This window comes from Billgrantia sp. Q4P2, assembly GCF_052806135.1.
Genome location: NZ_JBRBAI010000014.1, coordinates 80,999 through 92,769, shown reverse-complemented (window position 1 = coordinate 92,769; position 11,771 = coordinate 80,999). Strand labels below are relative to the sequence as shown.

Genomic DNA, 11,771 nt, shown 5'->3' with positions numbered 1-11,771 from the left:
GCTCATCCGATAGCGCAAGGCCCGAAGGTCCCCTGCTTTCTCCCGTAGGACGTATGCGGTATTAGCCTGGGTTTCCCCAGGTTATCCCCCACTACCGGGCAGATTCCTATGTATTACTCACCCGTCCGCCGCTCGCCACCAGGAAGCAAGCTTCCCGTGCTGCCGCTCGACTTGCATGTGTTAGGCCTGCCGCCAGCGTTCAATCTGAGCCATGATCAAACTCTTCAGTTTAAGATCGTGCGGTTCTTGCTCGTCCGTAGACGAAAGCGAACCAAACTCGGCTCAAGGTCAAAGCTTCTCAAAAAGACCCGAAGGTCTTCGACGAGTCGCTTGCCTTGAAATGGTGTGACTTCTCACCACCTCATCGACAAGCGCCCACATGAATTACCTGATCGATTGTTAAAGAGCGGCTCCGGGCTCTAGAAAGAGTGGAGCGTCTCGCTTGCTGCCGTGGCCGCCGATCCGGGGACCGAGGGGCCTCGCCAGCGCCCTGCGAGGAAGGCGTATTCTACCGATTCGACCGAGCTTGTCAACTCGCTTCATGGTCGTCACCGAGGTGAACCTGACCGTGAAGCCCTGCGTCGCAGGGGCCGTGAGAGCCCTCAGCGGGGTCTCTCGTGAGTGGGCGCATTCTACCGAATCCGCCGTGGGCGTCAAGCGGGATTTTTGCGAAGCGGTTCGAAAAATCCAAAACGAGACAACCACTTACCACTCTTCCCACCGCTGGCAACGTTGCCCGTTGCCGGCAGCGGATGCGTACTTTACGGTTTTCCCCGCGCCCCTGCAAGGGCCGTTTGTAAAAAAGTTTCAGGACGATGACGGAGCCGTGATGAACCGGGGCAGCCAGGCTGCCCACCGGCGTTTTCCACAGGCGCTCGGAGCGAGTGTCTGTGGATGATTCAGGCCATGTCTGCCATCTCCCTGCGCCCCCGACTGGCACGGTCGAGTAGCGACAGGATTGAACGATACGGGATGCCGCCATGCAGCGACAGGCCGATCTCGCAGGTACGCGAATTGGAGTAGCCCGCATCGCACGCCTCCACCTGAGCCGCCAAGCCTTTCAAGGCCGAAGCGTTGAGCTCCGGCGTAACCAGTCCCTTGTCACCAGCGAAGCCACAGCAGGTAATCTCGGCCGGCACCACGACATCCCGGGCACAGGCCCGCGCCAGGGCTACCATGCGCTCACCCAGTCCCATATGCGTGCTGGAGCAGGTCACATGCACCGCCACCCGTTCGTCGAGCGGGGTGATTTCGAGGCGCGACAGCAGGTAATCGTGAGCAAAGGCCACCGGCTCCTGTACTACCAGGCGTTCATCCAGCCGCCCTTGCATGTGCAGCACGCAAGGGCTGGTATCGCTGAGGATTGGATAGCGGCCGTTCTGGCTCGCTACCAGTAGTTCGCGATTGAGTTCTCGGGCCTTGTGGGTTGCCTCATCGAACTGCCCCTTTGACTGGAAAGCCATGCCGCAACAGAGGTGTCCCGGCATTTCGGGAACGATCACCTCGAAGCCGGCCTTGTCGAGCAGTGCAAGAGTAATCTCCATGATCGAGCGACCCTCACTGTCGCCATGCCCAGCTCCGAATACACGAGTAGCACAGGAGGGGAAATAGACCACTTTGTCCCGGACCGCACTCCCAGCCCCAGCGTACTTGCGCTTCAGCACACGCACCGGTGCCGCCTTGGGCAAAGTGGGCACCCACTGCGGCACCTTCCCGCCACTGGCACGGGTGATGACCCCGCTCACACCGGCGAGCCCCTTTTCACCCAGCACGGCGCGTCCAACGCCAGCCAGGTTGAGCATGCCCCGCGCCAGGCGCGTGGTGCCGGAGAAATGTCGCCCCACTCGGCGTGCTATGTCGGCATGCGGTGCCAGGCGCTCACGGCGCATCTCGCGGATCAACTCGCCGGTATTGATACCCACCGGGCACTGGGTGGCGCACAGCCCATCGACGGCGCAGGTCTCGTCGCCGGCGTAGAGGTAATCCACACGCAGCCGCTCGAGACGCGCGGCTTCCTCGGCATCGAGGTTGGCTCCCAGCGACTCGAGCCTGGCCATCTCGCGAGCGACGACGATGCGCTGACGCGGCGTCAGGGTGAGGTCGCGGGAAGGACAGACATGCTCGCAGAAGCCGCATTCGATGCACTTGTCGACGATGGGGTCGACGGCCGGCAGCGGCTTGAGGTTCTCCAGGTGCAGGGTGGGGTTACGGCTGAGGATGACGTCGGGATTCAACAGGTTCTGCGGGTCGAACAGCGCCTTGATCTGCCACATCAGGGCGTAGCCCTCGGGACCCCATTCAAGCTCTACATAGGGCGCCATGTTGCGCCCCGTACCATGCTCGGCCTTGAGCGAGCCGCCATACTCTACGCCCACAAGCTGCGCCACCTCGTCCATTAGCGCCTGGTAGCGCTCCACCTCGCCGGGCTTCTCGAAACCCTGTGGAAAGACGAAGTGCAGGTTACCCTCCAGGGCGTGGCCGAACAGGATCGCCTCTGGATAGCCATGACGATGGAAGGCGTCGGTCAGTGCCAGCACACCTTCGTCGAGACGCTCGATGGGGAAGGCCACGTCCTCGATGATCACCGTAGTGCCGGTGTCGCGCACCGCCCCAACGGCGGGGAAGAGCCCCTTGCGGATCTTCCAGTAGAGTTCGTAGAGGCTCTTCTCGTGCGTGAAGGTGACCGGCTCCAGGGTGTGAATGCCCTCGAAAATGGCCTGCACTGCTTCGAGCCGTGTCTGAAGCTCCGCTTCGTCGTTGCCGCGCACGTCGATCAGCAGTGCCGCAGCCCCTTCGGGCAAACGCTTGAGCCCCTCGGGCATGCCCGGCTTGTTCTCCACCGAGCGCAGCGCAGCGCGATCCATCAGCTCCACCGCCGAGACCGGCGCCGGCTTGAGCGCGATGGTGGCGCGGCAGGTGGTGGCCATGTCGGGCAGGAAGACCAGCGCGGCGGCCTTGTGCGGCTCGTCGATCACGGTCTCGTAGGTGATGGTGCTGATGAAGCCGAGAGTGCCCTCGGAGCCGATCATCAGGTGCTTGAGGATCTCGATGCCGTCGTCGAAGTCGACCAGGCTGTTGAGCGCATAGCCGGTGGTGTTCTTGAGCCGGTACTTGTGGCGGATCTTCTCCGCCAGCGCCGCGTTGGCCCGGATCTCGGCGGAGAGCCGCTCAAGGCCCTCGACGAGTTCGACATGGCTGCGCCGGAAAGCCTCACAGCTGGCCGGATCGGCGGTGTCCAGGCAGGTGCCGTCGGCGAGTATCACGCGAATATCACGCACCGTGCGGTAGCTGTTCTGCGCCGTGCCACAGCACATGCCCGAGGCATTGTTGGCGGCGATGCCACCTACCATGCAGCTGTTGATGGAAGCCGGATCGGGGCCGATCTTGCGACCATAGGGGGCCAGCAGCTGGTTGGCCCGAGCACCGATCACCCCCGGCTGCAAGCAGATAGCCTTGCCACCTTCGAGAACCTCGTGCCCGCGCCAACCCTCGCGCAGCCGTATCAGGACCGAGTCGGTCACGGCCTGCCCAGAAAGCGAGGTGCCGGCGGCACGGAAGGTGACCGGCAATTGGCGTGAGCGACAGCCGGCGAGTACCGCCATCAGCTCGTCTTCGCTTGCGGGCTGGACCACCAGCTTGGGAATGAGCCGGTAGAAGCTGGCGTCGGTGCCGTAGGCCAGGGTGCGCAGCGGATCGTCGATCAGCCGCTCGGCGGGCATGATTGCGAGCAACTCGCCCTTGAGTTCCTGCCAGGCTTCGGCAGATGGTGGGGCAGAGGTCGCGGCGGTCATGAACGCTCCTCGGCGTGGCGCAGCAGTATCACCAATTCGCGGGGGCCATGCACGCCGTAGGCCAGGGTCTGCTCGATGTCGGCGGTCTTGCTCGGCCCCGAGATCAGCAAAGCGTTGGTGGGCAAGCCCGCGGCCCAGCCGTGGGCTTCGATCACGTCGAAAAAAGTATCCTCGACGGTATCGGCATCGAGCACGGCGATATGGATCGGTGGCACCAGGCTAAGTAGACGCGGCTCGTCGGGTGTCGGCCACAGCCACAGGCTACCGGTCTCGGCGATGGCGCCGCGAGTAGAGGTCAGCCCCGCTTCGGTGTCGTGGAACTGCTCGTGCTGCCAGATCTCGATGTCGCGATCGGCGTCGAGCAGAGTAATGCCCCGCTCAGCGAGAGCCATGCGTGCCTCGGCAGCCACGGGATGCTTACGACCGAGCGCCAGGCGCTGGATGCCCTTGGCCTCGAGCAACTCGGCCAGCGCCGAGGTCCATGCGTCGCGGGCGGTATGGATCACCTCGCCATGCACCGAAGTGATCAGCCGCTCGAAGCGGGCCAGCCGCTCCTCCTGGCTCCAGCCACGCCCGGTCACCACGGCGAAGTCGCTTTCAGGGGCGTTCAAGGGTCCGTCGGCACGCTCACGCAGGCGCTTGAGAATACTCTCCCGGGCGCTCATGAATGCTTCTCCTCTTTAGCCTTTTCCACCTGGTGACGCTTGACCAGGGTATGCAGCGAGGTCTTCGCCGGCTTGGGTGCGGTACGGCATTCAGTCCACGGCCCCAGCTTCGTCGGCGTCAAGGCCCGCAGCTTGCCGGCAATCGCTACACCACTACGCCAGGCGGTGGGGTGGGTTGCCAACCATTGGAACCCCTTCCACGCTGACACTTCCTTCTTCGTGCGCTTGACACCAGCACCGGGCACGTTGCCGCGCCCCTCGCCCACCGATTCTCGCCGTAGCCGCACCAGCAGGTCGGGAATCGGGATTTTCACCGGGCACACCTCGCCGCAGGCACCGCACAGGCTCGACGCAGTGGGCAGATCCTTGGTCTCTTCCAGGCCCATCATGTGCGGCATCAGGATGCTGCCGATGGGGCCGGGATAAGTGGTGCCATAAGTGTGACCACCCACCCGGGTATAGACCGGGCAGTGGTTCATGCAGGCACCGCAGCGAATGCAGCGCAGGGTGTCGAGCAGTTCGTCGTCCTGATAGATGTTGGAGCGGCCGCTGTCGACCAGCACCAGGTGGACCTCTTTCGGGCCGTCATGCTCGCCAGGCTTTCTCGGCGAGCTGATCATGTTGAAGTAGGTGGTGACGTGCTGGCCGGTGGCCGAGCGGGTAAGCAGTGCATAGAGCGGTGGCACGTCGCGCAGATGTTCCACCACTTTCTCGATACCGGTCACGGCGATGTGTACTGGCGGCACGGCGGTGGTCATGCGGCCGTTGCCCTCGTTTTCCACCAGGCACAGGGTGCCGGTTTCAGCTACCGCGAAGTTGACCCCCGAGATGCCCACGTCGGCGCTCATGAAGCGTTCGCGCAGCTGGGCTCGTGCCGCAGCGGTCATATAGTCGACGTCTCGGGTACGCTCGGTGCCGGTCCTGGTGTGCATGATCTCGGAGATCTCATCGGTATTGAGATGGATCGCCGGCATGATGATATGGGAGGGCGTCTGCTCGTTGAGCTGCACCAGGTATTCGCCGAGGTCGGACTCCAGCGCCTCGATGCCCACCTCTTCCAGATGAGCATTGAGATGCATCTCCTCGGAGACCATCGACTTGCCCTTGATGACTGCTTTGGCCCCGTGGCGCTTGCAGATATCGCGAATGATGCGACACGCCTCGTCGCCGTTCTCGGCCCAGTGCACCTGGATGCCGTTGGCCTGGCAGTTGGCCTCGAGCCGCTCCAGCAGGTCGGGCAGCTTGGCCAGCGCCCGCAGGCGGATATTGGCACCCAGTTCGCGCAGGGTCTCGAGATCCCAGTCGCTGAACACGTCGCGCCGCTTGGCCATCAGGCCATCCATGGCACGGCGGAAATTGGCGCGAATCTGCGGGTTGCCCAGGGCATCGTGGGCCTGGCGATGGAACTCGCGTGGAGTGAAGGTCTGTACCGGGTCGTGGGCTGCGCTCATGAGGTTCTCCGCCAGAGATAGCTGGCGATGTGCTCGCCTGTGACCGACTTGCCCTGATGCTCGAAGCGACCGGAAATGTTCATCAGGCAGCCGCAATCCGAAGTGACGAAGTGCCGGGCGCCGGTAGCCTCGATGGCCTGGGTCTTGTCCTCGACCATAGCGGCGGAAACCTCTGGGTGGCGCACCGCGAAGGTGCCGCCAAAGCCGCAGCACTCGGCGGCGCGTGCCTGCTCCACCAGCTCGACCTGACCCATCCTGGCAAGCAACGTCGGGCCGGTCTCGGCCAGTCCCATCTCGCGCCTGGCACTACAGGAGGTATGCATGGCTACCTTCTCGGGCTGGCCGCGATCCTCTAGCCTGAGCTGGCAGACATGTAGCAGGAACTCGGTGAGTTCATAGATCCGCCCTGCTACTTCCTTGGCTTGAACTTCCCACTCGGTGCCGGCGAAGAGCTGCGGATAATGGGTACGCATCATGCCGCCGCAGGAGCCGGAGGGTACAATGATCGGCCAGGGTCCGGGGAAGAGACCGAGCTGAGCCGCCGCCACGGCCCGCGCCTCGTCATGATAGCCAGAGGTATAGGCCGGCTGGCCACAGCAGGTCTGGTCCTGGGGAAAAACCACCTCAATGCCTTCACGCTCTAACAAGCGAATGCCATCAAGACCGGCGTCAGGGTAGAAGAGGTCGATCAGGCAGGTGCCAAAGAAGTAGACCTTCTCCGGCTTGGGTGGATATAGCTTGACTGGCGTCATAAGGCTCCCTCACTGTCGGCCCGTAGGCAGTGGCGGTCTTGCTGATTATAGCTTTACGCCCTCCGGGAAATTGGTCAAACCAATTTACCCGCGGAAGTCGTTGAACCTTAGGGCTCGCCACTGACAGTGTCAACGACGAGCCCCTCTATTATTCGTCAGATTCGCATAGACTTTGGTCTATCTGACAAGTCGCAAATGGGCGGCATCAGCCATGTTGCGCGATGCATGGGTCGAGGCATTTGCAAGATGAGACATTTCAGGCCAATATTGGTAAGACCAATTAAGTAGCGCTGCATCTCCAGGAAGCCCCGCATGACCTATCAGAACGTGCGCCAGCCCCGTCTGGCCGATGTCATCACCGAGCGACTCGAGGCGATGATTCTCGAAGGCAGCCTCAAGCCCGGCCAGCGCCTGCCGCCGGAGCGCGAGCTGGCCGAGCGCTTCGGCGTCTCTCGCCCTTCCCTGCGTGAAGCCATTCAGAAGCTGGCGACCCGCGGCCTGCTGACCAGCCGCCAGGGTGGCGGCACCTTCGTCACGCGTGAGCTGAATAGCGGCTACAGCGACCCGCTGCTCGACATGCTGGCAAGGCATCAGGAGTTCCACCTGGACCTGCTCGAGTTTCGCGATGCCATGGAGGGCATTTCGGCCTATTATGCCGCCCTGCGCTCCACACCGGCCGATCGCGCCATGCTGATCAAGCGCTTCGAGGAGCTGGAAGCCTGCTTCGCCGGTCGCGACCCGGAGCTTGAAGCCAAGGCGGATGCCGCCTTTCACCTGGCCATTGCCGAGGCCGCGCACAACGTCCTGCTGCTACATACCATTCGCGGCATCTTCCACCTGCTTGAAAAGAGCATCGTCGACAACCTTGCTCACCTGTTCGAGAAGCCCCAGTCGCGGCCCATGCTGATGAAGCAGCACCGCGCCCTGCTCGATGCCATTCTCGAGGGCCGTGCCGAAGATGCGCGTGCGCGATCCCACGAGCATCTGGTCTTCGTCGAGGAGGAGCTGCTGGAAATGGAGCGCGCCGAAACCCGTGCCCAACGCGCGCTGCGCCGCGCCCAGGCGCTACCGGAAATCCAGCTGTAAGGAACGCCCCGAGTGAAAGGTCCGCATCGTCCACCTCGCCTGCCGGTTCCTCTGCGCTGGCTGCTGCTGTTATTGCTGCCGCTGGGCCTGGTCGTGGTCATGTGGCAGGCCTCCCAAGTAGCGCGCGAGCAGGCCTTGCAGACGCTGGTGCGAGAAGCCGAGAACGAGCTGCGGCTCTCCGCCGCCGGCCTCGAAGGCCATCTGACACGCCATGACTACCTGCCGCAGCTGCTGGCGTCGCGAGAGATGGTGCAGCGCTTCCTGCTCAATCGGGGGCAGCAGGATCCCATGCCGCTCAACCTGCTGCTCGATCAGTTCCGTGCCACGGCCAATGTCTCCGACGTCTATCTACTCGATGCCGAGGCCAACACCCTGGCCGCCAGCAACTGGCATCGCCCCAACACCTTCATCGGCCAGAACTACGCCTTCCGCAGCTATTATCAGGATGCCATCCAGGGCGGACGAGGCCGCTTCTATGGCCTGGGCGTGCAGTCGCTGGAACGCGGCTACTATTTCTCGGCTCCGGTATGGCTCGACGATACCGCCCCCGATGCTCGTCCCAGCGGGGTGATGGTCATCAAGATCCTGCTGGACGCGGTCGAGGAAAGCTGGGCGGAGCAGGATGCCGTGCTGCTGGTCACCGACAAGGACGACATCATCTTCATGGCCAGCCATCCCGAGCTGCGCATGGCCGCCCTCCATCCACTGTCGGAGGAAGAGCGCCAGGGGTTGCTGGCCACCCGCCGCTATGCTGACGAGCCGCTTTCTCCCTCGGGCATCGATGTTTATGATCAGCGCCCCGACGGCAGTCGCCTGGTCAGGTTCGATCATGGCCCGCTGGCCGAGGAGCGCTACCTTGGATTGGCCCGCCACATGGATGCCTTCGGTTGGAACATGCACATCCTCAAGCCCCTAGGCACCGTTTACCAAGCCCAGTGGCTGGCCGCCGCACTGGCCGGGGGGCTGTACGGCGTGGTCGTCCTGGCCGGTGGCATCGGCTGGCAGCGCCAGCGCCTGCGCCGGGAGCGAGAGCTGTTTGCCGAGCGCGAGCGCCAGACCCTCGCGAGCGCTCGCGATGAGCTGGAGCGTAACGTCGAGCTACGCACCCACGACCTGCTGGAAACCAACCGCCGGCTCTCCGACGAGATCGAAGAGCGGCGCCGGGCCGAGGAGAACCTGCGCCAGACCCGTGACGAGCTGATCCAGGCCGCCAAGCTTGCCGTACTCGGCCAATTGGCCGCCGGTATCAACCATGAACTCAACCAGCCGCTGGCCGCAATCCGCGCCTATGCAGAGAATGCCCGCGCCTTTCTCGAACGCCAGCGCCTGGAAGCCGCCGACGCCAATCTCGCCCAAGTGGTCGAGCTGACCGAGCGCATGGCCGAGATCAGCGCCCAGTTGCGCCAGTTCTCACGCAAGAGCGATAGTTCGCTGACGGCGGTGTCGGTACAGGCATGCTTCGGTTATGCGCTGCGGCTCTACCAGAACCGTCTCCGTGATGTGGAGGTGGTACGCTGCTGGGATGATGAGGTATGGGTGCATGCCGACCTGGTGCGACTCGAGCAAGTGCTGGTCAACCTGATCGGCAATGCGCTTCAGGCCATGGCGGAATCGCCCGCGCCCAAACTCATCCTGACTATCGAGGCCGAACGGGCCCAGGTGCGGATCAGCGTCACCGATACCGGCCCCGGCATCCCGGAGCCGCACCTGTCGCGAATCTTCGAGCCCTTTTTTACCACCAAGTCTCCGGGCAGCGGACTGGGGCTGGGGCTGTCGATCTCGGCGCGTATCATCAAGGATCTGGGAGGCAGTATCGCGGCCACCAACCATCCTGGCGCTGGTGCGCGCTTCATCATTACCCTGCCCCAGGAGGAACGTCCTGACGGCACCCAGATTTCGCCAACCGAGGAGCAGCGCTCACATGCATGACCCGGCGGCCATCCCGGTACTGATCATCGACGACGAGCCTCATCTGCGCATCACCGCCGGCCAAACGCTGGAACTGGCTGGCTATCAGCCTGAACCCCACGCCAGCGCCGAGAGCGCCCTGGAAACACTCACGCCCGACTTTCCCGGCGTGATCGTCAGCGACATCCGCATGCCCGGCATGGACGGCATGGCCCTGCTGCGCGAGGTCCGCCTGCGCGACCCGGACCTGCCGGTAATCCTGATTACCGGCCATGGCGATATTTCCACCGCCGTTGAAGCCATGCGCGAGGGCGCCTGGGACTTTCTGGAGAAACCCTTTGCCGGCGAGCGTCTGGTCGAAATGGTACGCCGCGGGGTCGACAAGCGACGTCTGAGCCTGGAAAACCGTCAGCTGAAGGCCGAACTCGAAGCACAGCAGGCCGCTCCCGGCCCACGCCTGGTAGGGCGGACCCCCGCCATCCAGCGCCTTGCCTCCATGGTGCAGCGTATCGCCCAGGTGGAAACCGATGTGCTGCTGTTTGGCGAGACCGGCACCGGCAAGGATCTTGTGTCCCGCGCCATCCACGAGCGCAGCCCCCGCGGCGGGCACCCCTTCGTCGCCATCAACTGCGGCGCGGTGCCGGAAAGCATCATCGAGTCGGAGCTGTTCGGCCACGAAAAAGGCGCCTTCACCGGGGCGGTCGAACGGCGTATCGGCAAGTTCGAACACGCCAACGGCGGCACCGTTTTCCTCGACGAAATCGAGTCCATGCCGCTGGCGCTGCAGGTCAAGCTGCTGCGAGTGTTGCAGGAGCGCTGCGTCGAGCGTCTCGGTGCCAACGAGACCGTACCGCTGGACATCCGCGTGATCGCCGCCACCAAGGTCGATCTCAAGCTCGCCGCCGAAGCCGGCGAATTCCGCGAGGATCTCTATTACCGGCTCAACGTCGTCACCCTACCGATCCCACCGCTACGCGAGCGGCGTGAGGACATTCCCCTGCTGTTCCAGCACTTCGCCGTGGTCGCCGCCAACCGTAGTGGGCTGGAAGCGCCACCGCTGGACACCGGTGGGATCTCCACCCTCATGGCCCACGACTGGCCCGGCAACGTGCGCGAGCTACGCAACCTGGCCGAGCGCTACGTGCTGCTGGGCTCGGCGTTCGATTATCGCCTCGATGGGCTGCTGGAAGGCGTCGAGATGGACAATGCCGAGCTGGCGCTGCCGCAACAGGTTGAGTTGTTCGAAAAGAGTGTGATCAGCCAGTCGCTGGTCAGCCACCGTGGCCGCATCACGGAGGTCTGCGAACACCTCGGGCTGCCGCGCAAGACGCTCTACGACAAGCTGAAGAAATACGGCCTAAGGGCCGAGGACTACCGCCAGAAAGTCGAGCCCTGAAGCATCAGCCCCTGAAGAGAGGCAAAGGGTGGCAACCAGGGCAGCAGGCTCATCGCGATCAGCAGCATGAGCAGCGAATTGCCTGGCGCACGGTAATCGAACAGCTTGAGCGCCGTGCCAAAGGAGCGCTTGAGCCGCGCGCCGGTAAGATCCACGCTATAAATCTCATCGAGCAGCAGGTGGATGCAATAGCCCAGCAGCAGTGCCAGCCCTTGGGCCCAGGCAAGCATGGCCGGCTGGCCAAGCCACTGATAGCCAGCCACGCTGGTCGCCAGCCCGCACAGCACGGCAGCCAACAGCGAATGCCAGATTCCGCGATGCACGGAAAAGCGCTTGAACACCGGGCTCAGTACGAGACGCACCCCGACATAGAGCCCGCCGCATACCATCAGCAGCGCCCCTGGCTCGAGCTGAGCGTGCAGCAAGAGCACTCCCACCACCACCGCCAGCACGGCCATGGTATTGAAGATCAGCCGCACGGCATGGGAATGATCGGCATCGATATCGGGCAGGATGCCACCGAAGGCGGTCAACGCCCCCAGCGGAAGCGCCTCGCCTGGTGTCCAAAACCCGCTCTGCCAGCCGGCAAAGGCCAGCAGGGCACCGCCGCCCACGGCGGCACTGAGATGGGTGCGAAAGTCGGCCATGCCGGGCAAATCCTTTAATCACTGGATAAATATTCAGATTATCGCTTGCCCAGCACAGGAAAACAAAGGCTTATA

8 protein-coding genes and 1 rRNA gene are annotated in these 11,771 nt (G+C 63.6%); 3 read left to right on the top strand and 6 right to left on the bottom strand.

Going from position 1 to position 11,771, the window contains the following annotated elements; genetic code table 11:
• The 5 genes from ACUY1T_RS19630 to ACUY1T_RS19610 all read right to left on the bottom strand — a co-directional run.
• Positions 1 to 231: ribosomal RNA gene (locus ACUY1T_RS19630) — 16S ribosomal RNA — on the bottom strand; the annotation flags it as partial.
• Between the two features lie 668 nt (positions 232 to 899).
• Positions 900 to 3,791 carry an FAD-binding and (Fe-S)-binding domain-containing protein gene (locus ACUY1T_RS19625; RefSeq protein ID WP_446025250.1) on the bottom strand — a complete coding sequence of 964 codons (2,892 nt, stop codon included), beginning with the start codon at positions 3,789 to 3,791 and terminating at the stop codon, positions 900 to 902.
• On the bottom strand, positions 3,788 to 4,456 hold the full coding sequence (locus ACUY1T_RS19620; RefSeq protein ID WP_446025249.1) for a LutC/YkgG family protein: 669 nt from the start codon (positions 4,454 to 4,456) through the stop codon (positions 3,788 to 3,790). The genes ACUY1T_RS19625 and ACUY1T_RS19620 overlap by 4 nt, the downstream gene beginning before the upstream one ends.
• Complete coding sequence (locus ACUY1T_RS19615) at positions 4,453 to 5,907, bottom strand: LutB/LldF family L-lactate oxidation iron-sulfur protein (RefSeq protein WP_446025248.1); 1,455 nt, start codon at positions 5,905 to 5,907, stop codon at positions 4,453 to 4,455. Before ACUY1T_RS19615 ends, ACUY1T_RS19620 begins: the two co-directional genes overlap by 4 nt.
• Positions 5,904 to 6,659, bottom strand: a complete 756-nt coding sequence (locus ACUY1T_RS19610; RefSeq protein ID WP_446025246.1) for a (Fe-S)-binding protein — start codon at positions 6,657 to 6,659, stop codon at positions 5,904 to 5,906. The genes ACUY1T_RS19615 and ACUY1T_RS19610 overlap by 4 nt, the downstream gene beginning before the upstream one ends.
• A gap of 312 nt (positions 6,660 to 6,971) precedes the next feature.
• Between ACUY1T_RS19610 and ACUY1T_RS19605 the strand changes: the two genes are divergently transcribed.
• From ACUY1T_RS19605 to ACUY1T_RS19595, 3 genes are read left to right on the top strand one after another with little or no spacing between them, the layout of a single operon-like run.
• Positions 6,972 to 7,745 carry a GntR family transcriptional regulator gene (locus ACUY1T_RS19605; protein WP_197449397.1) on the top strand — a complete coding sequence of 258 codons (774 nt, stop codon included), beginning with the start codon at positions 6,972 to 6,974 and terminating at the stop codon, positions 7,743 to 7,745.
• Positions 7,746 to 7,757: 12 nt separating this feature from the next.
• Positions 7,758 to 9,674: a sensor histidine kinase gene (locus tag ACUY1T_RS19600; protein ID WP_446025245.1), complete on the top strand. Its 1,917-nt coding sequence runs from the start codon at positions 7,758 to 7,760 to the stop codon at positions 9,672 to 9,674.
• Complete coding sequence (locus ACUY1T_RS19595; RefSeq protein ID WP_446025243.1) at positions 9,667 to 11,049, top strand: sigma-54-dependent transcriptional regulator; 1,383 nt, start codon at positions 9,667 to 9,669, stop codon at positions 11,047 to 11,049. The genes ACUY1T_RS19600 and ACUY1T_RS19595 overlap by 8 nt, the downstream gene beginning before the upstream one ends.
• Here ACUY1T_RS19595 and ACUY1T_RS19590 read toward each other — a convergent pair.
• A complete protein-coding gene (locus ACUY1T_RS19590) occupies positions 11,025 to 11,696 on the bottom strand; it encodes a metal-dependent hydrolase (RefSeq protein ID WP_446025242.1) in 672 nt (223 codons plus the stop codon). The two genes, ACUY1T_RS19595 and ACUY1T_RS19590, sit on opposite strands and share 25 nt — an antisense overlap.
• Positions 11,697 to 11,771: the final 75 nt, after the last annotated feature.